This is a genomic window from Thalassotalea euphylliae, from assembly GCF_003390335.1.
Classification (GTDB): domain Bacteria; phylum Pseudomonadota; class Gammaproteobacteria; order Enterobacterales; family Alteromonadaceae; genus Thalassotalea_F; species Thalassotalea_F euphylliae_B.
In genome coordinates, this window is record NZ_QUOU01000001.1 from 3,087,000 (window position 1) to 3,108,811 (window position 21,812).

A 21,812-nucleotide genomic window follows, 5' to 3' on the forward strand; every position below is an offset into this window, starting at 1 on the left:
TTATGGCGATGGAATGAAAAGCTGGCTTAAACGTACCAACTTAGCTTTGCGTTGAGTCGAGGGCTTTAAATAACCTGTCTAACCTTGGTAGATAGTAGTTATCGTAATTGAGTGAGAAAGCAACGTGCTGGCTTTTGCCGACAATTTCTTCACGCGGCACAAAACCAATAAAGCGCGAATCGGCACTATTATCGCGATTATCACCAAGCACTAAATAGTGATCTTTGGGCACAGTCACCGTATTAAAACTGTCGAAAGGTTGCTTATGTTGACTAGTACGCACCACATACTTCTTGTTGTTTGGCTCGCTAGGTGAAGCGACTTGTTCGATATAATCGTTTACGCCCACAACGTTCTCTGGACTCTCAACACGCTGATAGCTAGACGCGTGACCATTGATAAACACAAGATTGTCTTGCATTGCTACGGTATCACCGGGCAAACCAATAACACGTTTTACCAAGCGTTCGTCTGCCGCTTTGGAATCAAAAATGACAATGTCGCCATAAGCAGGCTCGCCTGTTTTCATCAGTGAAATATGGGTAAATGGTACGCGCAGATCGTAAGCCATTTTGTTAATAAAAATGCGATCACCTTCGACGATTGTTGGCTTCATTGAGCCTGTAGGTACATCATTCCAATCTGCTACAGCACTGCGAAACACGCACATTAGCGCAATAAATACCACAAATGCGCGATTTTCTTTTAACCATACCTTGAAGAAGTTACCAAGTTTACGAGTCATTATTTGTCCTTTTTATCACTGCGTTTTTATAAGTAGCTTTTTGTATCGCAGGTTGCCGCTAGAAACGGGGTTAAGCTCGCTATCAATGCAATCAAGGAGTCACTCAAAAGCCAAGCGAGCAGCCCTGCAACACTTAGCTTAGGACTCAAGCCGCTGATAGAAGTTCAGCGAATTCATATTTTGTAACACTTGGTGGTGAAATTGTTCGCTAAATGAATAAATTAGATATGCACATTTCAATCGATACGCTCAGGTCATTACCATTAGACAGTTACACAGGGTAATTCGCTTTAGCGAAACAAGGCAACTTCTTGCTCAGTTAAATAACGCCACTCACCTAGCATCAAGTCATCATCCAAGACAATGTCGCCAATGCTCTCTCGGTGAAGGGCTTCGACATGATTACCAACGGCGGCAAACATGCGCTTAACCTGGTGGTATTTGCCTTCGACTATGGTGAGCAAGACTTCTCGTTCATCAATCACTTCAAGTTTGGCTGGCAGAGTGAGCTGATTTTCACCGCGTAACTGAATACCTGCTGCAAATTTTTCCGCAACCTCATCGGTAACTGGCTCAGCTAGCCAAACGCGATAGGTTTTTTCACACTGTTTCTTTGGCGAGATAATATTGTGAGACCATTTGCCATCGTCGGTGATTAGCACTAAGCCCGTGGTATCGGCATCTAAACGGCCAGCAATATGCAGTTCAAACGCGCGATCAATTTCGAGAAAATGCAGCAACGATGGGTGAACTTCATCTACGTTTGAACAAATCGTATCTTGCGGCTTATTCATCATAATATAACGCTGACCAATCAGGTTTAGCTGTTCACCTTCAATCGTCACCTCAGCGCCATCGACAACTTTAAAGACGCCATTTTTTATCACTTCACCATCAACCCGCACTTCGCCACCTTTTAGCAGCTTCTTCGCTTCATTACGGGTTAATTCCGTGCTTTTACAGATATATTTATCAATTCTCATGGACACAATCTTTGTTTACCAGTCTAGCAATAGGCGTAGTATACGTGACAAGATTTACCGACACCATGTTAAAAATATTTGACACACATCAGTTCTGTACCTAAATTAAGAGTGTCTAATATTTTTTACATTGGGAAATGGATATGCCATTTAAAATGAAAGTTTCGCTACTCGCAATTATCACAAATTTATTGATCCTCGGCTTTTACTTGCTCGGCACTAATAACTTAGCGACTGACCAAGCAGTAGAAGAAGCAGAAATCATTAACCTAGTTATTCAAAACTTGATCACCTGTGGTGTTATTTTTGCTGTGTTAATGATTATTGTTGCGGCCATCAACCATAAAGATGCATTGCAAGGTGATGATGAACGCGACAGGCTTATTGGCTTATATGGGGATCAAGCGGGTTATTTTGGATTAACGCTGATTATGGCATTGCTGCTAATTTGGTGGTGGGGAGGCTCACTGTCGACTAAACCATTCGCGATTGCTTCAGTTACCGACTCAGTTAATTTTATACATTTTCTATTTATTGGTTTTCTGATCAGCGATTGTGCCAAAAGTATTCGACAAATTTGGCTATATCACAGAGGCTGTTAGGCAATCATGGTAAAATCAATCACCAACGACATTCGCCGACTTAGGTTTAACGCCAGCGAGATGACCCAGCAAGCGCTAGCCGATGCCGTTGGTGTTTCTCGACAAACCATAGTAGCGATTGAAAAAAACAAGTATTCACCTTCGCTGGAAGTCGCCTTTAAAATTGCCGATGTATTCGGGGTAAATATCAGTGATGTCTTTCAATACCTGCCCGCAAGTAGCAGCGGCTAAATCAGATGAGTAACGAGCTTAACTGCGATCAATTGCTTAGCAATATTCGCGGCTGTAGCTTATGCCAGCAGCAACTGCCACTTGCGGCAAAACCTATCTTGCAAGCAAGCCAGTACAGTCGAATATTAATTGCCGGACAAGCACCGGGGCAAGTGACTCATGACAAAGGCCGACCTTTTGATGATAAAAGTGGTGAGCGATTGCGCTTATGGTTAGGCGTAGATAATCAGCAGTTTTATAACGATGCACTATTTGCCATCGTGCCTATGGGCTTTTGTTATCCGGGCAAAGGAAAGTCTGGTGACTTACCACCAATTCCACTGTGTGCTAAAACCTGGCGGACAAAGCTGCTAAGTGAGATGAAAGGGATTGAGTTAACCATTTTAGTCGGTAAATATGCGCTCGACTGGCATTTAGCCAAACTAAAGCCGTTAATAGGCGATGAACTTTCTCAACAACTTGCCAGCGCCAAAAATCTTACCGAGCTGGTTAAGCACTATGACTTGCTATTGGCACATCACCTTATTGCTTTGCCGCACCCTAGCCCGCGCAATAATATCTGGCTAAAGAAAAACCCGTGGTTTGAGCAAGAGGTACTGCCTAAGCTTAAACAACGGGTTCAATTAGCTATAGAAGTTTCAATCTGATCTGACATTTCACTTTCAAAAGAGAGAGTTACCAGTTTAGTTTAAGGGTGTCTAATCCAAACTAAACAAAGAGGTAACTCTCATGATTCATACTAACAACCCTGTCATTAAACACAAAGTCGGTTTACTCAACTTAGCCGAAGAATTAGGTAACATTACGCAAGCTTGCAAAGTGATGGGTGTATCTCGCGATACGTTTTATCGCTATCAACAAGCAAATGAAGAAGGTGGCGTTGAAGCTTTACTCAATCAAAACCGTCGAGTACCTAATGTTAAAAACCGAGTCGATGAAGCGATTGAATTGGCTGTTATTGATTACGCGGTCGAATATCCTGCCCATGGGCAAACCAGAGCGAGTAATGAATTACGCAAGCAAGGCATCTTCGTCTCTCCCAGTGGTGTTCGTTCCGTCTGGCTGCGTCATGGCTTAGCCAACTTCAAAGGTCGCTTAAAAGCCCTAGAAGACAAGGTGTCGAAAGAAAACATTATACTCACCGAAAGCCAAGTTCAGGCACTTGAGCGCAAGAAGCTAGACGATGAGGCTTGCGGTGAAATAGAGACCGCGCATCCCGGTTATCTAGGATCACAGGACACGTTTTACGTGGGGAATCTTAAAGGTGTTGGCCGTGTCTACCAGCAGACGTTTGTTGATACCTATTCGAAGGTTGCTTTCGCTAAACTTTATACAATGAAAACACCGATTACAGCGGCTGATACGCTCAATGATAAGGTGTTGCCATTCTTCGAGTCTCATGACCTTCCTATGCTACGTATTCTTACTGACCGTGGCACGGAATACTGTGGAAAAATCGAGAATCACGATTACCAAATGTATTTGGCAATTAACGATATCGATCACACAAAAACGAAGGTCAAATCACCGCAAACTAACGGTATCTGTGAACGTTTCCACAAAACGATATTACAGGAATTCTATCAAGTAACATTCCGTAAACGCTTGTATATGAGCTTAGATGAGCTTCAAAAAGATCTGGACGAATGGCTCGAATACTACAACAATGAACGAACCCATCAGGGTAAAATCTGCTGTGGCAGAACGCCAATGGAAACGCTCATTGATGGTAAATCGGTTTGGACTGAAAAGAATTTAAGTTCAAACTAACCTGACGGACACCCGTTCTAAACTGGTAATCGTTAGATCAGGTCTGAACTTCTACAAATTAGCACTCAGTAACTAAACTGCTTTAAGCGCGTGAAGTTAGATAAACAATACCACTAAGGTTACTGTGCCTGCTGCCAGCATCGCCATTGATTGCTTTTTCAATTGCGGTAATTGTAGGCTGATCACGACTCCGCTGATCAGGCTAAATGTTAAACTGAGACCAAAAAGAATCCCCAAAACCCAAAACACTATCCCAGCATGGCCTTTGTGGATCATTAACATTTGACGCCAAAAATCATATTCTTCAATCAGTATCTGCGCGCTTTGCGTCTCCTTATTAAGCTTCAATCCGACGTGTTGCTTTTGACCATACCAATTGTGGCCGCCACCGTGTTTAGAGTAGTCCTCTGGCAATGCAAAATGATCGTGTTTCGCCAATAACGGCGTGACAATGTTAGCCGCTTCATTCTCTGTTTCCGGCCATTCATTGAGGGTAATGTCATAGCGATATTCTTGTTTGACTTCGCCTTTTACGTCCAGCATATAAAGCACGCCTGAAACAATATAAACCAAGGTTAATGGTAAAAAGAAACAGGAAAAGTAGGCGTGAAGTTTCATCCATAACAAGCGAATTTTTGATTTCATAATGGGGTATTAGCTCTTTTAAGTTAGTGAAAATTTCAATTAGGTCGCCAAGCGCAGTGCTTAGCGGCAAAGATGTTAACTAAGTTGCAGATAATTTAAGGGGGTGTTGGTGATCTCGGGCGTTACTTTGCGTTAAGGTTTGTATCAACTGTGAATGCCGCTAGCCTTTATGTGTTTAAGCTAATGGTCATGACTAAGCCGTGTGGTCTGTTGTTGCTGGCCGTTAGACTACCGCCAATAGCGCTGATTTGACGCTTTGCCAATGCCAGTCCCAAGCCATAGCCACCACTGTCTCGGTCTCTGGATTTATCCAAACGAACAAAGGGCTTAAAAATATCCGTTAACTGTGCTTCTGGCACACCGGGCCCTTGATCTTCAATTTCAATCAGTACTTTGCCCGGCTGCTGATAACAGCGAATACTAATACCTGCGGTAATCGGGGTATATTTCATTGCATTGCGGACAATATTCTCGATGGACTGCCCAAGTGCGCGGTGGTAGCTGTTTTTGACGATGCACTCATTAGGTAAATGCAACACCAAAGGATGGTTGGGAAATTCAAACCTTGCGTCTTCTGCGATGCTCTCAATCAGGGCAATAAGGTCAACATCTTCTTGGTTAAGCGTTGGCTTTTCGTTTTCAAGCCACGCCAAGGTTAACGTGTCTTCCACTAACCCTGTCATGTAGGTCACTTCGCGCTCGACTCTTTCCCGCAACTGCTCTGGCGGATATTCACTGTCGATCGTTAAACGCAGCCGCGTAATTGGCGTGCGCAACTCGTGAGAAATATCGGCGATAAGCTGGCGCTGATTGCGAAACAGCTCGTCAATACTGTCAGCCATATGATTAAAACTAACGGCCAACTCACCTATTTCGTCTCGCCGATTACTCGCCACCACTGAAGTTCTGGTGTCAAAGTTTCCCGCTCTAAATTTAGTGGTATCGGTGTGAAGTGCTTCAATCGGCTTAATGATATGACGATAAATCACATAGCTCAGCAGCGCCACTAACAGCAGTGGTAATAACAAAGTGATAAACCAGTGAACCAGCTGCCAATATTGGCCGGGACGCATATCTTGCGGCAATAGAATCAGTAGGTGAAAATCTTCCACAGCCAGCGGTAATCCCATCATTGGGTTATCTTTGTGTTCTAAATGAATAGGATAGCGAATTGGCCGCCCCAAGCTAATACGCTCGATGTATTGCCTAGAAATTTCTCCTTCATCAAGCCATTCTGTTTTGGCTCTAACCACCGTTGCCCATGTATTGTGTTGCTGTTGAACGGTATCTATCCAAGCGGCTAACTGCTCTGGGTTGTCGGCAATCAACTGGGACGCTTGTTTGGCAAGGTCTTTCAACACTTGTTGGTCTTCGGCAGCAATATAGCTCATTTGCCGCTCAACGCGTTCATTCAAGTACGCCAAACCAGTGACCAATGCAACGCTGGTTAAGGCGATGCTCAGGTAAATTTTCCAAAAGAGTTTAAGTTTCATCGGGTCACTTTATCGTCAATTCGCATGTGTAGTTGGCTTGGGTAGTTTGCTTGAGTAATTCGTTAGCTGTGGCCAGCAGAAAAATCAGGCATGTAAGTGAACATATAGCCTTTGCCATGTACCGTTTTAATGACGGCTGGGTCTAGCCCTACGTGTTTAAACTTCTTGCGAATATTGGAAATATGCATATCCAGGGTGCGATCGTATCGACCAAACTCTTTGTGCAAAATCACTTGGTACAAATAGGGCTTACTCAAGGGCGTTCCTATGTTCGCAGCCAGCAGTTTGGCAATGTCTAACTCTATCGCCGTCAGCTCCGGTACTCTCGCACTGAGCTGTTGATAGCTCAGTAAGTTATCTTGTTGCGGCTGATTAGCATGCTGATAACGGCGCAGAATAGCTTCAATGCGCAGCGTCAACTCTTCCAAATTAAATGGCTTAGTTAAATAATCATCTGCCCCCGTGCGCAAGCCTTCAATGCGCTCTTGTTCATTGCCAAGCGCAGTTAACATCAGCACAGGTGTCGTATTGTGTACGCGCACTTCTTTTAATACCGATAAACCATCAAGCCCCGGCAACATAATATCGAGTAAAATTAATTCAAATGTTTGGCTAATCGCAAAGTCGAGCCCTTTGCGTCCATCAGCACATGACACTACGCGATAATTATTCGCTCGTAAGTGTTTGGTGATCAGCTCATTAACAACTTCGTCGTCTTCAATCACTAAAATACTTGCAGACATAATGCCTCAATTTTGACTCGGTACTGGCTCAACAAGAAAAAGCGCATGATAAATGATCACGCGCTTCGTGCAATAAAATGCAATGTTGAATTACAATTTATAACTGATTGTCAGTCGCACATCTCGGCCAGCTTCGGCTAAACCAATATACTGTTCAGAGCTGGTGCTGTAACCGTAAGTACCGTGGTCATAGTACAGCTTGTCAAACGCGTTATTTAAGCTCAGGTTAAGTGATAATTTATCATCGGCCATTGGGTACCACTCAACATAGAAGTCATGCACGCCATAACCTGGTTTGTTTGGTCTACTTTGAGGCACATCAGACAAGCTCTTCACTAAACGGGCGTTCCAACCTAACTCTAAATCAAGTGAATCAAATACATAGTTACTTGAAATTGTTAACGTATCACCAAATGCCGTCCCTAAGCCCAAATCACTATCACCTAGCGGTTCGCCATCAAGCTCAGGTTCATTGTTTGAGTAGTTTACAGAAACTTGAGCATTGTCCCATTGTTTGGCGGCACTGAGGGTGTAACCTGTGGTTTTTAGGTCACCGGCATTTGCGAAGAAACGGCCATCGGCGCGTCGCACAGTACCAACAACACCGTCAACACGGCTATCGTAGACTTGTGCACTTAATAACAAGCCATCATTTTCGTAGGCAAGCATTAAGTCGGTGTTTTTCGCTTCTTCCTCTTTCAAGTCAGTTGCATTTGAGCGGAAGCCAATTAAGTAAGCTTCTTTGACTTTCTGGCCTCGAATAGCTTCTGAGTAACGGGTTCTCACCGACCAATGATCGTTAATTTGATAAAGCGCGCTAATATTCGGGCTCAAACCTGACGCTTCAAAGTGCTGACCATCGGAATCATCTAATTCATAGTCGTCAAAACGAGCACCAATGCTCAAGGTCAGGTTATTGGTTAAATCAAATGTGTCTTGTGCATAAATGGCAACCACTTTGGCTTTCTCTTCAACGTCACTGCCATTGATGTAATAGCCGGTGTCTTTGCGTTGTTCAATACCGTAAGTGATTTCATGGGCAGCGAGCACGCTGGTGTTTCTGATATCGAAGCCTGTGCTTTCAACACCTGCACCATCGCGGCTGTCATTACCTTCGTTTTGCGTTAAATAACTGTCGGTTTTAAACGCCGTGACCTTTAAGTCAACCAGTTCGTTTTCAGGTGTGTAGAAGTAGTTTGCCGTTGACGTTTCACGACGGCTTTTTTGCTCATTAGCCGGGTTCCAACCCGCAGTGATAAAGTGCGGACGCACATTTCTCACGCCGTCATCGTTGCGAATCTCATGGCTTAATTCAAGTTCGTGATTGTCAGCCAAAATACCGTTGATTTTAACTAAGCCCAGATCTTGGTTAGTTTTGGTATTTCCTAGCTCAACGCCGTTACCGTCTTCAATATTGTCGGAATCCGTTTTACCGACGATTAACAAACCACTCCAATTGTCGTTAACACGACCATAAAAACTACCACTGAGCTTAGTGCCACTGGTGTTACTGAAATAACCCGCTTTTAATAACGCACCAAAGTGCTCGCCGTCTCCTAACAGATCATCAGCATCTTTGGTTTCAAAACGGATAGCGCCACCTAGTGCGCCCGGGCCATCTAAGGCTGAACCAGCACCCGCTTTCACTTCAACGTGCTTTAACATTTCAGGCTCTATTGACAAGCGACCTTGGTGATGGAATAAGTAGCCTGCTTGGGTTGCGCCATCAACACTGACATTCAAGTTAGTGTCTTCAATACCGCGGACATAAATCTTTTGGGCAATACCAAATGATCCACCGACAGTAATGGCCGGCTCGCCACGGAAAATATCTTCTAAATCGTTTGCCTGCTTCTTGCGAATATCACTTAAATCAACAACATCTACGCCGAGAATGCGTTGACCCGTAACTTCAATTTTCTCAATCGCACTGGCTTCTGCCATCTCTTCTGCGACAACGTTACCTGCAGATACTGCTAAACCAACACAAAACGCAACTTTGCTGGCCTGAAATGATTTGTTCATACAACCTACTCCATTCAAAATTAGGCGCGAATGATAATAGTTGTCATTTTCAACCTTAAATAACCTTACAATCTTTACAAATTAAGGATTTTGCGCTGAATTTATCGCCAGATTCGGTAGGAAAAATAAAGGCTGGGAAAAAAAGCCCGCCTTCGATAAGTGAAGTACGGGCTTTGATTATTGTCTGTAATGCGCTCATTAACGGCATTGAACCGTCAACTTATCCCAAGACTGGACAACTAATTGGCTAACTCGGTTTAGCTGCTGATATTAGTGTGCTGGGTGTTAGCAATATTTTCTTTGATTAGGGTTTTAAGCTCAGCCACTTCGGCTTGCAGCGCATCTATTTGTGCTCGGCTAGCGGGTTCACCCCCCTCTTTTGATTCGCCGTGTGATTCAGCGCGGAAGTTCTCGTGCTCTTCACTCATCACTTCCAAAATGGTACCCACCATCATATTGAGGAAGATAAAAGCGGTTAGGAAAATAAAGGTTAAATAGAACACCCAACTGATTGGGTAAACCGCCATGGTTTCATACATCACATCGGTCTTATATGCGTTATTTTTTGTTGACGTAATGGTTGGGGCGTTTCTAATCCCTTTTATTTTCTATATTCAAACACAAAACGCCACCAAACCTGCCTTGTCAACTTTACTTTTTGTTGACAAGTCTCCTTGAAATGATGACAACTAAATACCCACGAAGAGATTTTGTTGACAAGATCACTCTCACTACTTCTTAACACGTGTATCAAAAAACAAGCCCTTAAGCAAAAGACCAAGTTAATTTAATATCGAAGATAACTTAATTCTTTCTATTAGCATATTGTTTTTATCAGACTGAAGAATAATATTTGCAAGGATTTGAGCAGTGTAAAATGTGTACCCATCTTCACCATTAACAGGGAGGTGATAACAAGAGCCTGACTCCTGCGACCAGACCCACCACTTACCGCACTCTGAAAGTGTCGGGGGATGGCTAGAACCAGAACTAAGCCGCCAAGAGTCTCCATCTAAGTAGCCACCGCGCCAACTGCTGAAGATTTTATAAAATGTATCGGTTGGTGCTGAAAACTTTAAAATTACCCAGCCTTGAGGTTTTACGATCATGATTCAACCCTAGTTTAGTTGCTGATTAAGCTCGGCCAACTTAGCTTTGGAAGCTTGAGATATTAGGAAGGGTTCTATATCAGCAACTTTTAACGTTTCTTGACGATATTTACCGACGATACCCATCGACCATTTAGCCTTAGGTATATTAGAACCGCTTTGGTTCGAACTCGGTTTTTTAGAACTTAGCTCTTTAGCCTGCGCTCCTTCAGACTCATCTAAGTAATGATTCGACAGCATAACCTGGATCTGGCGCTGAATATCTTCGACACAGTGGCGACCAACAGTAATCTTATGCTTCTCAGGTAAAACGTGCGTATTGTTCCGAGCAGCTTCAACAGTTGTCAGCTCTTCCGCATCTGTAACTATTTCCTCATCCATTTTTACGATTTTGACCTTAGCTACCTCATCTGGAATGTCTTGAACCATTCTCCTTGCGTAGCTCACCAGCTTAGGTTCCGCTGGCATGAACATAAATGCTTCTTGATTTGGCGCATCAGTTTTTCGAAGAACACGGCCAAATATCTGGCGAAAGTACATTTCAGTAGTGACGTTTGTTAGGTTACAGCAAACCTGTAAACGAGGAATATTAGTACCTTCACTGACCATACCTACACTAATAAGCCATTCATCACTGCTATTTCTAAAGTCTTTTATCTTATTGGAAGGTTTTGCTTCATTCGTTGTTACAACTACAGCACCTATGTTGTAATTTTTTGTCATCAGTAGCTTAATTGCTTCGGCGTGCTCTATAGAAGATGCTACAACCAAGCCCCCTGCATTCATGTTTATTTTTCTTATCTCATTGAATTTAATAATCGCTCTAGAAAGCACTTGGTCATTTACTGTCTCGTTTAAAACGATATTGGAATATGAAGTGGCCTTAGCTGATAGCAAGGTATTAAAACTTTTGAATACTTTTCGTTTTTTATTATTGGTGACAACAATTTTATTGTTGTCTACTGCAATGACCTGAGGAACCCTACAAACGTCATCAGCTATTGCTTGTTTTAAACCGTAAACATAGTCGCATTGAATCCGGTTGTCTTCACAATAAGTTGAAAGAGCGATTGGCAACGAGTCCGAGCGCCACGGTGTACCTGATAAAGCAATACTGTAGGCTGCTTTCTCACGAATGATTTCGATGATCGGAGCGCCCCAAGCATTGGCATCATGAGTTGAAGATCCTGCACAGTGATGAATTTCATCAAAGATCACGAACACCCTAAAACGATCAAATAACTTCCAAGTGTCATTATCGAGAGTTCCAAGTTTTTGGTAGGTGAATGCATCACCTAAAGAGCCAACTTTGCCATTAAATTCAGTTTTAAACTGTGCGGTGAGTTCATCACTAAAATCTGATGATACGATTGACGACGGTGAAAAACATAACACTAAATCTATTAAACCAAGTTCATACATTTTTCGAGCTAACGTTGCCGCCATAATAGTTTTGCCAGCTCCTGGTGTTGCGAGCGCTAGGAAGTGTTTTTTAAAATCACAGGAGTCTGTTGAACTGGTGAATTTTGAAATTGCTGAGTTAATACACTCAGACTGCCAACCTCTTAATTTCATTTACTTTTTCTCTTTTAACTTTTTTAATATCTCTTCAGTTGCAGCAATTTTCCCTTTTAAAATATGTTTCTGCTCTTTAGTAGAATGAATGAACTCTTTGAATTCGTCTGATAATTCTGGGTGTTGCTGTTTTAAATTTAGAAATGAATCTAGTGCTCCCATGCACTGTAAAAGGTCTGCATTTAATGTGCTCAAATCAGCATAGAGCGAATTAATTGTTTCACATAATTTGCCGCTCGGTTTTCTAGTAAATGCTTTTGATTCTTCTACTATCAACTTAGGTTCAAATGCTTCTGTTTTTATGAAACGACTTTCTTTGCCGTTGCTCGCCGTTTTTTTGATTAACAACCCCTGTTTCACTAATTTGTTCAGGTCGTCATAAACAACTTGCCGAAGCCTAGTTATGTCAATTTTTTCATCTTGTGAAAGTGCAATAACAGCACACCGCACTTCAGTAACTGAAAAGCGGTTTATATTCTTCATGCAAATAACCTGACTAATTAAAGAATCAATATTCATAAAATGACAACTAATTAACTAATAATGGCGATAAGTTTACATTATATGTAAACTTATCGCCATTATATGATATGGGTTGTAAGTCCGCAATATGAGAACATTTTCTCTTTTCGGTGCGGATTTTTGAATGCAACCAGTACAAAAACTAATTGGGCTGAACATCAAGGTAGCAAGAACAAAGCGTTCTATGTCTCAAGCAATGGTAGCCAATAAATTAGGAGTGGAACCTAACTATTTAAGCAGAATAGAAAGAGGAACCGTTGGAACTCCACCTGAAAGACTATATGAAATTATTCATATACTTAATTGCGATTTGACAGAGATCTTCCCTGAACCTTCAGAAGTGGAAACGCAATTTAATCGTACAGAACAATAATCTTTCCAAACAACAGGGATAGAAGTATTAAGGATATTGAAATGACAAATATCCAGATCAACCAATAGAGAAAATAGTTAATACAGCAATTATCATCAGGCAAGCGCAGAGTATCAGTATAGGAATTAAATGATTATGGATGAGCTTAAAGGAAAACTATTAAAAGCTAATAAGGATGGCAACTTTTTTGAGTTCATCCAAGAGATTTATTATCAAGACAGAAAAGGTGAAAAGCTTCTAGCTAGTGCATTGGCTGAATTGCATAATGATGGGGATTTTAACCTTGTTGGGTTATTTAAGAATTTTAATAACACACCTGAAAATCATGATTTCTTTTCTGTAAGACGAGTTTTCGAAGAAGTTCTACCTTATTTAAATTCTCCAGTACAAGACATCGCAGACTGCGTTAAACATCTTACACTAGAAGCAGGCCAAGATATGGCCGCATATATGCTTTTGGCTCCTTTTAAAGAGTTCTGTATAAAAGATGACGATAGAGCCAAAGCACTTCTTGATATCGCTTTAACCAATATTGATGAAGATTTTGATCATTTATCTACTGCGATTGAGGCAGGAGTCAGTAAAGATGAAGTTGCTTACGTTAATCAAGCTGTTGAACTCCTTACTCACAAAAATGAATTAGTCATACAAAGAGCTATTTTTGCACTAGGAAGAATTAACTACCAAGACAAAACGCTTTTGGAGCCAGTAGCGGTGGCTATCAAAAAATCATCTGAGTCTTCCCCAACTGATAATATTTTGGCTACATCAATGAGAGCGCTGTTTGCTGTTGTATCTCAGTCTGATGAGCTAGAGGGTTTATTCTTAGATTTTTTAGACAGTCATGCAGATCAATTAGGTGATCGTTATATTCATGCTTCTTCAGAAATATTATTTTTTGACGAACAAAAGGTTAGCGGCAAAGTTGAACCTAAATTATTAAATATATGCTGTTATACGAAGCCTGAGAATAAGGGCACTATAGATAAAATTGATTATGCTTTGCAGCGAATACTAAAAAGTAACCGTTTTGATGATTGTGTTGTTTTTTTAGAGCGCTTCTTTGAAATAAGCGAGTACAAATTATCAGTAAAGCATTTCGATAGTTTTGTTAGAGAGTTGCATAATCACCGAGATACTCATTTATCCGCATTAATTACACGCTGGCTACTATCAAAAAAAATAAAACTAGGTAAATATGCATCAGATCTTCTTCGAGATTCTGAAAAAGGAATTTCTATTAGCTTCGACCAAGCATACATAGCACAAGAAAATAACGGCGTTCACCTCTTTTTAGCTAGAAAAGCTTGCGGGTGGTTTTTCAACCAGCCCAAAACTGCAATTAGCTTAATTGAATCGTTAATTCCTGACGCTCCAGACAATGAGTTAAATGATATTCAGCAATTAATTTTTCACCCGCTTTGCGTCAGTTATCCAGGAAGTATTCGTGAACATTTAGAAACATTAAATAATTCAAAAGACGACAGTGTTAAGAAAATTGCTGCCGATGTACTCTCAGAGTATGAAGATTATCGAGCTTCGGTAAAAGCGGCACTTAAAATAAATGAGCTAACCCCTAACGAGCAAGATAGGCATACGTATTGGCGGCATCACAGTAAGTTAATGAATGAGTCAATGAAACAAGCTCGAAGTAAGTCATTTCTAACCTCTTTGTTTGCTGGTAATGAATCTGTATTACTCTATGGAAATAAGTCCATTCATTATATACATCATGGTGAGCAAAAGACCCGTCAGGAAGTTCCTCTTAGTGAGTTCAGCACATCAATCGAATTTGCATCAATGCACAATCTTGACCCACATGGTTTAGAAAATATGATCTGGCAATTTAAAGCGGAGGGCTGTACCTCATGAAGCTTATGATAAGACAATATTTAGCCTCTTTGAAAGAGCGAGGTGAGTTGGATGCATTACTACCAGATTTGCTATCGCAAATGGGCTTAGAGGTATTTTTAAAACCAGGTGTTGGTAGCAGACAATATGGTGTCGATGTAGGTGCTTTTGGTAAGTTGCCCAATGAATCACAGAGCAAGGTTTATTTATTCTCAGTCAAATCTGGTGATTTAGACCGCAGAGATTGGGATAGTACGAATCCTCAAGATTTACGTCCTTCTATTAATGAGATCATTGATGTATTCATTCCGACCCGTATTCCCGCAGAATACAATGAATACCCTGTTGAAATTTGCTTATGCTTTGGTGGTGAAGTAAAAGAAGAGGTAAGAGCAAATGTCAGTATGTTTTTGGGGAAACTAAAAGCTGATGACTTAAGTTTCTCTGAGTGGAATGGAGACAGACTTGCTGACTTAATAGAGCAGAATATGCTTCGAGAGGAGCTATTACCTAAAAACTGTCGTGGATTACTTCGCAAATCACTTGCGATGCTTGATGAGCCAGAAGTATCTTTCAAACATTTCAGCCAACTTGCCATTAGTCTTACTTGTACAGATGACAAGAAACCAAAAGATATTTTAACAGGTATCCGTCAACTATATTTGTGCCTCTGGATATTATATTCATGGTGTAGAGATGAAGATAACTTAGAGAGTGCATTTCTTTCAGCAGAGTTTACGATGCTCAATGCATGGGATGCAGCGAAATTTGCGTTTGGTAAAAAAAATAAGGTGGCTGTTTCTACACTTACAACTTTGGACTCAATTCTTAAGCTGAACTTACAGGTATCAAATCAATATATCGAAGATAAAATATTACCTCATTGCAGTAGCTTGTATGCTTTATCACATGCAGTTAATCCGTCTTGTGCCACCGATGTAAACTTAAAGTTGTTTGATGTTCTAGGGCGATTAGCACTAACAGGTTGCTGGTCTTATTGGTATTTGAGCCAAGTTAGTGAAGAAAATGCAGAAGCAGGTGAGTTCTTTTCCGAAGCAGTAGCGAAATTTCAGGATAACATTAAGCAGTTAATCGTAAATAACCCCATTTTGTTTACCCCATATAAAGATGAACAAGCAATCGATTTAGTATTGGCGATTTGGTTCCTTTCTCTCGATCAAAAACATTGGCGAGATATCAACTCTTGGTTAAGTAATATGTCACGAGAGATATATCAAATGTTTAAGATTGGTGATAAATACCCAACAACGATAAGAAACTACGCTGAATTAATTGAACACCCTGTTGAAAAAACGGACGAGTACAAGAAAAGCGTCACTAAAGGTTCAGTCTTATACCCTTATATATCTGCTTTTTCAGCAATTATGGAATTTCCAGAGCCATACGAAATAGTCAAAAAAATTAAAGAAGAGTATTTACCGCACTGTAATTTTCAAGTGTATTTTCTTGACGAGTCATCAGAAAAGCACTTTTACCGATTCGATAAGATGCATGGTGCAACGTTGTCTGATGTTTGCGTAACTGAAGAGCCAAGTGAATTGATTAAGTTGTTGGTTAATGAGTGTGACGAATCCAATAAAGTTTATGACATGACGGCTTTTAAATTCTCTTTTTGGCCGATTATTTTAACAGGTTGTAGGCATTACAGGTTACCTATACCGATGCATTTCATAATCGATATTTATAAGCAAAGAACAGCAGGTCAAACTGAACTAGGAGATGAAATTAATGAATGAGCACAAGGTAGTGAGAACGTTTCCCTCTGTTGAACAAAGGGGGGGATTCAATCCCCCCTACTTTACGTGGGCTGACGTTGCGTTTTAAAAGTAGTTTTTGATGTTGAGCAACGTTTCTAACTCTTACATGGAGATAAAAACACAATTAACTGTAGTAGCTCATATTTGATTTTACAGTTTCGATGGATAAGTTTGGATTTCTTCTGACAGATCGCAATGAGCTGTTCAAGAGACAGTCGCCATCACTTAATGCTATTAGCTCAACTATACAAAGCGTACGCTCCTCTAACTCGTTTATGCCCCTTAACGCGTTAAAGTGAATACTCTAAGGGCGGTTATGAGCGTATATCGGAAGTTCAGATTTTGTCTAACAATGATAAAATGACGCTAGTTGTTTAAGAGAATCTGCTTATGAAAACCATTGGAAAGCTGGCTAAAGAACTAGGCATTAACGTAGAAACAGTCCGATTTTATGAACGTAAAGGGCTTATTGTGCAGCCACAAAGACCTGATAGTGGTTATCGCATGTATGACAATACCCATATCAACCAACTTAAATTCATATTAAAAGCTAAAGCTTTGGGCTTTACGCTTGATGAAGTAGCTTCGCTCATGTCGATGAGTGGAAACTGCGCTGATGTCGAATCGATGGGATTGCAAAAACTTAAGTTGATTCGAGAAAAAATTGCAGATCTACAGCGGCTAGAACATGTGATTCAAGATATGACAAATTCTTGTAAAGCCAACCAAGATCCTAATTCCTGTCCAATAATAAATTCGCTCAATTAGCTGTTGACTCCGTACCTATGTACGGAGTTTAAACTACCTCAAAAGTAGAGGTAATTATGATTAATAAAATTCTAGATAAAGTAGGCTCCGGTGGAGTATGGTTAGCAGCACTTAGCTGTACAGCATGTTTCCCCGCACTTGGTTCATTAGCATCAGCTCTAGGGCTTGGCTTCCTCTCTCATTTTGAAGGAATAGCGGTTAATACTTTATTACCATTGTTTGCTGCACTCGCTTTATTGGTCAACTTGTACAACTGGTATCAATATAAACATGTGGCGAGAGGCATATTAAGTGTAATTGGCCCAATTGCTGTACTACTGACTCTTTATCCTTTGTGGCAATACGACTGGAGCACTTACTTATTTTACTTTGGAATCACATGGATGGTATTTATGTCAGTGTTAGATATCGTTAAACCAGTTAAGGAACCCGTATGCAAGGTGTAGAATTAGAGTCTAAGATTACTTGCCCAGAATGCGGATTTAGTAAGGTCGAGACCATGCCAACAAACGCTTGCCAGTGGTATTACGAATGTGAAGGATGTAAAGCGCTGCTCAAGCCGTTAAAAGGTGACTGTTGCGTATATTGTTCTTATGGAACCGTTAAATGCCCTCCTATTCAAGAAGGAAGCAGTTGCTGCAACAAATCTTAAGGTCTGCTATTGGCACATTAAGTAACCTAGTTGAATTCGACCAGTTTATCTTGAGGTCACAAACTGTGACTTCAAATTTGAGATCACAATTTGTGATCTCAACTTCTAAAGTGAGCGAAAAGCGGACACTGAAGTTTTAATTACACCTCTAGGGTTCTCATAATCCCACATCTTTCTACTGTATTGTCTGAAGAGCAGGCTTTCTTCATTATTTGAAGCTCGGACTTTAATACTTTCAACTCTTTTATTCGTTGGTTAACTAATTCGAGCTGGTTTGCAATTAGATTATTGACTGAGGAACAGCTTTCTTCTGGTTTATTTTTAAGTTCAACTAGGGTCTTTATATCTGACAATGGAATATCGAGGCTTCGACAATGCTTTACGAACTCTAACTCTTTCAACGCCTTTTCATCATATAACCGAAAATTTCCTTCGCTACGACTAGGCGGATTCAGTAACCCTTCTTTTTCGTAATATCTAATTGTTTGAATGGAACAGCCCGAAACTTTAGAAAGTTCACCTATTTTCATATTTTTTAAAACCTAGCTTGACTCTATAGTTACTATAGGTTTTATAGTTATCTTATGTAAAGCAAAACTACGTAAGTGATGGTGATATGAACGAGACCTATTTATCTGAAACAAATATCTTAAATTTTAGTCACGATGCTATTCAACGATTGATTAAAGAACGAGGCTGGCAAAATTTAGATGATTACAACAAGATAGGTGCTGCTTACTCTTTTGTTAAAGACGAAATTCAGTTCGGCTATAACCGCAGCGATGATATTGCAGCAAGTGAAGTTTTGGCTGATGGCTATGGTCAGTGTAATACCAAGGGAAACTTGTTGATGGCTCTACTACGGGCGCTCGGTACTCAGTGTCGATTTCATGGTTTCACGATTGATCAACAACTCCAAAAAGGCGCTATTCCCGCTTACGTGTTTTGGCTTGCGCCCAAATATATTATCCATAGCTGGGTTGAAGTCTTTTTAGATGGCGAATGGATCAACTTAGAAGGCTTTATCCTCGACCAGGATTATCTAAGCTCAGTTCAATCTAAGTTCAATCAAGATAAAGATGGTTTCTGTGGGTATGGTATCGCAACAAACTGTTTGGAGAACCCTCAGACAGAATGGACGGGAAAAGATACATACATTCAAAAGGAAGGCATTCATGATGACTTTGGTTTATACAACTCGCCAGATGAATTTTACAGCGAGAAAGGCACCAATTTGTCAGGCGTTAAGCGCTGGTTATATCAGTCGGTGATTCGTCATCTTATCAATATGAATGTTAATCGTTTGAGAAATGCTAGTAACCAAAGTAGAGGTAAAAATGCACAGCCACAATCATAGTCACCACCACTCACACGATAAAAATGAGCGCATTGGTTGGACATTTTTTCTAAATGTTACTTTTACCATCATTGAATTCATCGGCGGTTGGCTAACCAATAGTACGGCAATCATGGCTGACGCAGTCCATGATTTAGGTGACAGCATATCTATCGGTTTCGCCTGGCTATTGAGTCACTTTTCAGATAAACAAGCATCTTCAACATACAGTTATGGCTATAAGCGCTTGTCACTATTTGGTGCCTTAATAAATAGCGTTGTTTTAATTGCTGGCTCTATCTTTATTTTGGTTGAGGCAATTCCTCGATTATCTAACCCAGAAATGCCAATAGTAGAGGGAATGCTAGGATTAGCATTACTTGGGGTTACAGTAAACGGTTATGCCGTATATAAACTTAAGGCGGGAACCACATTAAACGAAAAGGTATTAACATGGCATCTATTAGAAGATGTCCTTGGCTGGGTTGCTGTCCTTATCGTATCAATTGTCTTGATGTTTGTGGATTGGCCTATTTTAGATCCATTGTTATCTATCGCTTTTACGCTGTTTATTCTGTTTAACGTCCTAAAAAACTTAAGGTCTACGTTAGCATTATTTTTACAAGCGTCACCGGATAAAGAAACACAAGCCAAGATAACTAAAGCCTTACTTTCGAAACCTGAGGTAAAAGAAATTCATCACCTGCACTATTGGTCTTTAGATGGCGAAAGTCATGTGCTAACAGCGCACCTTGTTTTGAATGCGCCGTACGATGTACCTAAGTTACAATCACTCAAGCAAGTAATTTCTGAAGACTTACGCGGTTTTGATTTGTCGCATACCACCATTGAGTTTGAATTTCCCAATGAAGTTTGTAGAGATAAGTAACATTTACACTTATAAACTGGCTTAGATTTGTACTCATTAATTTGCTATATTACCAACGTCTAACGAAGAGAATAGAATATTGAACACCAACATTGCTTTAAAAATACTGCTGACTATATCGATTGTTTTGCAATCGTTCGTCGCTGTATCTGCAAGCATGGAAAGTCATCAGTTAGACGTTGAACATCTACAAACTATTCATGACCACGAAACAGATAATTCTCCTCAGTTAGATAAAGATAATGAACACGCTATCGAGGACTGCCACCATTGCGGACACTGTAGTGGCAATCATACCAGTTGGATTTTGGTGAAAGCATTTACACCAAACCTGTCTTTAAATCATTCACATAACTTCAACAAATTAACTTTATTGCCTTTGGGTATTTCAACTAGGCTCTATCGACCACCTATCGCTTAACTTTTTTCCATACAGTGCGCTATAGCGCAAACACAATTTGGTTTAATAAAAGTTAAGAGTCATTATGAATAATATTTTTCGAACTACTGGCGTAGCGTTAGTAGTAATTCTTGCTGTGTTTTCAATTAACACAGTATTGGCTAATGAAAGTCAAAATAACACACAACACGATGAACATTCGCATGAACATGAAAAGCCTATGAAAGAGGCTACTGATGAACATGACCATGCAGAGGGTGAAGAACATAAAACCGAGAGTCTCGTTAAAGAAGAGGAGCATGAAGAAGGGGTTTCTTTAAGTGCGGAAAAAATTGAATTAGCAGGCATTGAAGTTGATGCTGTTTTTCCAAAGAAATATCTAAATTCGGTCTACGCTCCCGGAGAAGTGAAAGCAAACGGTTATAAAAGCTATCTGGTATCACCCCGTACAGATTCAGTGGTGATTAATCGCCATGCGAGCTTAGGAGACCACGTAAAGTCTGGACAAAAATTAGTTACCTTGTTCAGCGAAACGATGGCTCAAACTCAAGCAGATTTTTTAATAGCCTCTTCTGATTGGAAGCGAGCGAAAAAGCTAGGAAGTAACAACATAAGCGAACGCACGCTTGTTGAAGCAGAAAACATCTATAAAGGTGTTTATGGAAAGTTAGTAGCATTTGGCTTAACAAAGCAGGCGATTGACAAAATAGCCCAACAAGATAGCGCTACTTTTGGGCAGTACGTGCTTATAGCTGAGCGGGACGGTGTTGTACTGCAAGATGACTTCATGCAAGGTCACCGCATTGAAGCGGGTGAAACCATCATGTTACTCGCCGATGAAAACGACCTTTGGGTAGAAGCAAATGTTCCCCCTAACAAAGAGATAAATTTAGCCTTAGGCAGTCCGGCCTTAATTGATTTAAACGGTATTAAATACCAAGCCAACGTCATTCAAGAAGCTCATACTATCGATCCCATTACACGAACCCGAACAGTAAGACTGTCGGTCACTAATACTGGACATAAGCTTCATTCAGGTATGTTTGTGAAAGTCTATTTTCAGTTCCAATCGAACAGCGAAATCATTGCAGTACCAGAAGAAGCGTTGATTAGAAGCAGTGATGGTGATTGGACTGTGTTTATTGAAGACCACCCAAATGAATTTAAAGCAGTCGAAGTAACAAGAGGTCGATCTTTTGGCGAATACCGAGAAGTTTTCGGCCTTGAATCTGGAACAAAAGTCGTTACCCGTGGTGCTTTTTTTGTCGCCTCTGAGATAGCTAAGGGCGGCTTTGACCCGCACAATCATTAAGGAGGCCAGT

24 protein-coding genes and 1 pseudogene are annotated in these 21,812 nt (G+C 40.7%); 14 read left to right on the forward strand and 11 right to left on the reverse strand.

The window, feature by feature from the left end; genetic code table 11:
- Positions 1–40: 40 nt before the first annotated feature.
- Entirely contained in the window at positions 41–745 is a 705-nt protein-coding gene (gene lepB, locus DXX93_RS13545) for a signal peptidase I (protein WP_116008559.1), read from the reverse strand.
- A gap of 290 nt (positions 746–1,035) precedes the next feature.
- Positions 1,036–1,728, reverse strand: coding sequence for a 16S rRNA pseudouridine(516) synthase RsuA (rsuA, locus tag DXX93_RS13550; protein WP_116008560.1), 693 nt, complete (start codon positions 1,726–1,728; stop codon positions 1,036–1,038).
- 143 nt (positions 1,729–1,871) lie between these two features.
- On the opposite strand from rsuA, the gene DXX93_RS13555 reads away from it, so the two are divergent.
- From DXX93_RS13555 to DXX93_RS13570, 4 genes are all read left to right on the forward strand, one after another.
- Positions 1,872–2,330, forward strand: a complete 459-nt coding sequence (locus DXX93_RS13555) for a hypothetical protein (protein WP_147302691.1) — start codon at positions 1,872–1,874, stop codon at positions 2,328–2,330.
- Positions 2,331–2,336: 6 nt separating this feature from the next.
- Positions 2,337–2,561, forward strand: a complete 225-nt coding sequence (locus DXX93_RS13560) for a helix-turn-helix transcriptional regulator (protein WP_116008562.1) — start codon at positions 2,337–2,339, stop codon at positions 2,559–2,561.
- Between the two features lie 5 nt (positions 2,562–2,566).
- On the forward strand, positions 2,567–3,208 hold the full coding sequence (locus DXX93_RS13565) for a uracil-DNA glycosylase family protein (RefSeq protein WP_116008563.1): 642 nt from the start codon (positions 2,567–2,569) through the stop codon (positions 3,206–3,208).
- 82 nt (positions 3,209–3,290) lie between these two features.
- On the forward strand, positions 3,291–4,331 hold the full coding sequence (locus DXX93_RS13570; protein WP_116007550.1) for an IS481 family transposase: 1,041 nt from the start codon (positions 3,291–3,293) through the stop codon (positions 4,329–4,331).
- 96 nt (positions 4,332–4,427) lie between these two features.
- Here the strand turns inward: DXX93_RS13570 and DXX93_RS13575 are convergent, their stop codons facing one another.
- The 8 genes and pseudogenes from DXX93_RS13575 to DXX93_RS13610 all read right to left on the reverse strand — a co-directional run bounded on the left by DXX93_RS13575 (position 4,428) and on the right by DXX93_RS13610 (position 12,440).
- Positions 4,428–4,976, reverse strand: a complete 549-nt coding sequence (locus DXX93_RS13575) for a PepSY domain-containing protein (protein WP_116008564.1) — start codon at positions 4,974–4,976, stop codon at positions 4,428–4,430.
- A 167-nt stretch (positions 4,977–5,143) separates the two neighbouring features.
- A complete protein-coding gene (locus DXX93_RS13580; protein ID WP_116008565.1) occupies positions 5,144–6,469 on the reverse strand; it encodes a sensor histidine kinase in 1,326 nt (441 codons plus the stop codon).
- A 62-nt stretch (positions 6,470–6,531) separates the two neighbouring features.
- On the reverse strand, positions 6,532–7,212 hold the full coding sequence (locus DXX93_RS13585) for a response regulator transcription factor (RefSeq protein ID WP_116008566.1): 681 nt from the start codon (positions 7,210–7,212) through the stop codon (positions 6,532–6,534).
- 90 nt (positions 7,213–7,302) lie between these two features.
- Positions 7,303–9,237: a TonB-dependent receptor domain-containing protein gene (locus DXX93_RS13590; RefSeq protein WP_116008567.1), complete on the reverse strand. Its 1,935-nt coding sequence runs from the start codon at positions 9,235–9,237 to the stop codon at positions 7,303–7,305.
- A 257-nt stretch (positions 9,238–9,494) separates the two neighbouring features.
- A pseudogene (locus tag DXX93_RS13595) lies at positions 9,495–9,785 on the reverse strand (hypothetical protein); the annotation flags it as partial.
- 234 nt (positions 9,786–10,019) lie between these two features.
- Positions 10,020–10,346 (reverse strand): hypothetical protein, encoded by a 327-nt coding sequence (locus DXX93_RS13600; protein ID WP_116008568.1) that lies wholly within the window; start codon positions 10,344–10,346, stop codon positions 10,020–10,022.
- 9 nt (positions 10,347–10,355) lie between these two features.
- Positions 10,356–11,921 (reverse strand): DEAD/DEAH box helicase, encoded by a 1,566-nt coding sequence (locus tag DXX93_RS13605; RefSeq protein WP_116008569.1) that lies wholly within the window; start codon positions 11,919–11,921, stop codon positions 10,356–10,358.
- A complete protein-coding gene (locus DXX93_RS13610; RefSeq protein WP_147302692.1) occupies positions 11,922–12,440 on the reverse strand; it encodes a hypothetical protein in 519 nt (172 codons plus the stop codon).
- A 127-nt stretch (positions 12,441–12,567) separates the two neighbouring features.
- On the opposite strand from DXX93_RS13610, the gene DXX93_RS13615 reads away from it, so the two are divergent.
- The 6 genes from DXX93_RS13615 (at position 12,568) to DXX93_RS21010 (ending at position 17,865) form a co-directional block, all read left to right on the forward strand.
- The gene (locus tag DXX93_RS13615; protein WP_116008571.1) at positions 12,568–12,816 is read left to right on the forward strand and encodes a helix-turn-helix domain-containing protein; all 249 of its coding nucleotides are present in this window, start codon (positions 12,568–12,570) and stop codon (positions 12,814–12,816) included.
- Between the two features lie 135 nt (positions 12,817–12,951).
- Positions 12,952–14,688: a HEAT repeat domain-containing protein gene (locus DXX93_RS13620; RefSeq protein WP_116009967.1), complete on the forward strand. Its 1,737-nt coding sequence runs from the start codon at positions 12,952–12,954 to the stop codon at positions 14,686–14,688.
- A complete protein-coding gene (locus tag DXX93_RS13625; RefSeq protein ID WP_116008572.1) occupies positions 14,685–16,424 on the forward strand; it encodes a hypothetical protein in 1,740 nt (579 codons plus the stop codon). The genes DXX93_RS13620 and DXX93_RS13625 overlap by 4 nt, the downstream gene beginning before the upstream one ends.
- A 411-nt stretch (positions 16,425–16,835) precedes the next feature.
- Positions 16,836–17,213 (forward strand): MerR family transcriptional regulator, encoded by a 378-nt coding sequence (locus DXX93_RS13630; RefSeq protein WP_116008573.1) that lies wholly within the window; start codon positions 16,836–16,838, stop codon positions 17,211–17,213.
- 56 nt (positions 17,214–17,269) lie between these two features.
- Complete coding sequence (merC, locus tag DXX93_RS13635) at positions 17,270–17,659, forward strand: organomercurial transporter MerC (RefSeq protein ID WP_116008574.1); 390 nt, start codon at positions 17,270–17,272, stop codon at positions 17,657–17,659.
- On the forward strand, positions 17,647–17,865 hold the full coding sequence (locus DXX93_RS21010; protein ID WP_116008575.1) for a GDCCVxC domain-containing (seleno)protein: 219 nt from the start codon (positions 17,647–17,649) through the stop codon (positions 17,863–17,865). Before merC ends, DXX93_RS21010 begins: the two co-directional genes overlap by 13 nt.
- Positions 17,866–18,005: 140 nt before the next feature.
- Here DXX93_RS21010 and DXX93_RS13645 read toward each other — a convergent pair whose 3' ends face one another.
- Complete coding sequence (locus tag DXX93_RS13645) at positions 18,006–18,395, reverse strand: Cd(II)/Pb(II)-responsive transcriptional regulator (RefSeq protein ID WP_116008576.1); 390 nt, start codon at positions 18,393–18,395, stop codon at positions 18,006–18,008.
- Positions 18,396–18,481: 86 nt separating this feature from the next.
- On the opposite strand from DXX93_RS13645, the gene DXX93_RS13650 reads away from it, so the two are divergent.
- The 4 genes from DXX93_RS13650 to DXX93_RS13660 all read left to right on the forward strand — a co-directional run bounded on the left by DXX93_RS13650 (position 18,482) and on the right by DXX93_RS13660 (position 21,802).
- Positions 18,482–19,222: a transglutaminase-like domain-containing protein gene (locus DXX93_RS13650; RefSeq protein WP_116008577.1), complete on the forward strand. Its 741-nt coding sequence runs from the start codon at positions 18,482–18,484 to the stop codon at positions 19,220–19,222.
- Positions 19,203–20,090, forward strand: a complete 888-nt coding sequence (locus tag DXX93_RS13655; RefSeq protein ID WP_116008578.1) for a cation diffusion facilitator family transporter — start codon at positions 19,203–19,205, stop codon at positions 20,088–20,090. The genes DXX93_RS13650 and DXX93_RS13655 overlap by 20 nt, the downstream gene beginning before the upstream one ends.
- 79 nt (positions 20,091–20,169) lie before the next feature.
- Positions 20,170–20,511: a hypothetical protein gene (locus DXX93_RS20715; RefSeq protein WP_147302693.1), complete on the forward strand. Its 342-nt coding sequence runs from the start codon at positions 20,170–20,172 to the stop codon at positions 20,509–20,511.
- 64 nt (positions 20,512–20,575) lie between these two features.
- On the forward strand, positions 20,576–21,802 hold the full coding sequence (locus tag DXX93_RS13660; protein WP_116008579.1) for an efflux RND transporter periplasmic adaptor subunit: 1,227 nt from the start codon (positions 20,576–20,578) through the stop codon (positions 21,800–21,802).
- The last annotated feature ends 10 nt before the right edge of the window (positions 21,803–21,812 follow it).

What these genes read in the sequence shown, in the direction of transcription:
- DXX93_RS13615 (WP_116008571.1), top strand. Translation starts at nt 12,568, where the DNA reads ATGCAACCAGTACAAAAACTAATTGGGCTGAACATCAAGGTAGCAAGA.
- DXX93_RS13585 (WP_116008566.1), bottom strand. Translation starts at nt 7,212, where the DNA reads ATGTCTGCAAGTATTTTAGTGATTGAAGACGACGAAGTTGTTAATGAG.
- DXX93_RS13565 (WP_116008563.1), top strand. Translation starts at nt 2,567, where the DNA reads ATGAGTAACGAGCTTAACTGCGATCAATTGCTTAGCAATATTCGCGGC.
- DXX93_RS13645 (WP_116008576.1), bottom strand. Translation starts at nt 18,395, where the DNA reads ATGAAAATAGGTGAACTTTCTAAAGTTTCGGGCTGTTCCATTCAAACA.
- DXX93_RS13590 (WP_116008567.1), bottom strand. Translation starts at nt 9,237, where the DNA reads ATGAACAAATCATTTCAGGCCAGCAAAGTTGCGTTTTGTGTTGGTTTA.
- merC (WP_116008574.1), top strand. Translation starts at nt 17,270, where the DNA reads ATGATTAATAAAATTCTAGATAAAGTAGGCTCCGGTGGAGTATGGTTA.
- DXX93_RS13630 (WP_116008573.1), top strand. Translation starts at nt 16,836, where the DNA reads ATGAAAACCATTGGAAAGCTGGCTAAAGAACTAGGCATTAACGTAGAA.
- DXX93_RS13560 (WP_116008562.1), top strand. Translation starts at nt 2,337, where the DNA reads ATGGTAAAATCAATCACCAACGACATTCGCCGACTTAGGTTTAACGCC.
- DXX93_RS13655 (WP_116008578.1), top strand. Translation starts at nt 19,203, where the DNA reads ATGCACAGCCACAATCATAGTCACCACCACTCACACGATAAAAATGAG.
- DXX93_RS13600 (WP_116008568.1), bottom strand. Translation starts at nt 10,346, where the DNA reads ATGATCGTAAAACCTCAAGGCTGGGTAATTTTAAAGTTTTCAGCACCA.
- DXX93_RS21010 (WP_116008575.1), top strand. Translation starts at nt 17,647, where the DNA reads ATGCAAGGTGTAGAATTAGAGTCTAAGATTACTTGCCCAGAATGCGGA.
- lepB (WP_116008559.1), bottom strand. Translation starts at nt 745, where the DNA reads ATGACTCGTAAACTTGGTAACTTCTTCAAGGTATGGTTAAAAGAAAAT.
- rsuA (WP_116008560.1), bottom strand. Translation starts at nt 1,728, where the DNA reads ATGAGAATTGATAAATATATCTGTAAAAGCACGGAATTAACCCGTAAT.
- DXX93_RS13605 (WP_116008569.1), bottom strand. Translation starts at nt 11,921, where the DNA reads ATGAAATTAAGAGGTTGGCAGTCTGAGTGTATTAACTCAGCAATTTCA.
- DXX93_RS13575 (WP_116008564.1), bottom strand. Translation starts at nt 4,976, where the DNA reads ATGAAATCAAAAATTCGCTTGTTATGGATGAAACTTCACGCCTACTTT.
- DXX93_RS13580 (WP_116008565.1), bottom strand. Translation starts at nt 6,469, where the DNA reads ATGAAACTTAAACTCTTTTGGAAAATTTACCTGAGCATCGCCTTAACC.
- DXX93_RS13650 (WP_116008577.1), top strand. Translation starts at nt 18,482, where the DNA reads ATGAACGAGACCTATTTATCTGAAACAAATATCTTAAATTTTAGTCAC.
- DXX93_RS13610 (WP_147302692.1), bottom strand. Translation starts at nt 12,440, where the DNA reads ATGAATATTGATTCTTTAATTAGTCAGGTTATTTGCATGAAGAATATA.
- DXX93_RS13570 (WP_116007550.1), top strand. Translation starts at nt 3,291, where the DNA reads ATGATTCATACTAACAACCCTGTCATTAAACACAAAGTCGGTTTACTC.
- DXX93_RS13555 (WP_147302691.1), top strand. Translation starts at nt 1,872, where the DNA reads ATGCCATTTAAAATGAAAGTTTCGCTACTCGCAATTATCACAAATTTA.
- DXX93_RS13625 (WP_116008572.1), top strand. Translation starts at nt 14,685, where the DNA reads ATGAAGCTTATGATAAGACAATATTTAGCCTCTTTGAAAGAGCGAGGT.
- DXX93_RS13620 (WP_116009967.1), top strand. Translation starts at nt 12,952, where the DNA reads ATGGATGAGCTTAAAGGAAAACTATTAAAAGCTAATAAGGATGGCAAC.
- DXX93_RS13660 (WP_116008579.1), top strand. Translation starts at nt 20,576, where the DNA reads ATGAATAATATTTTTCGAACTACTGGCGTAGCGTTAGTAGTAATTCTT.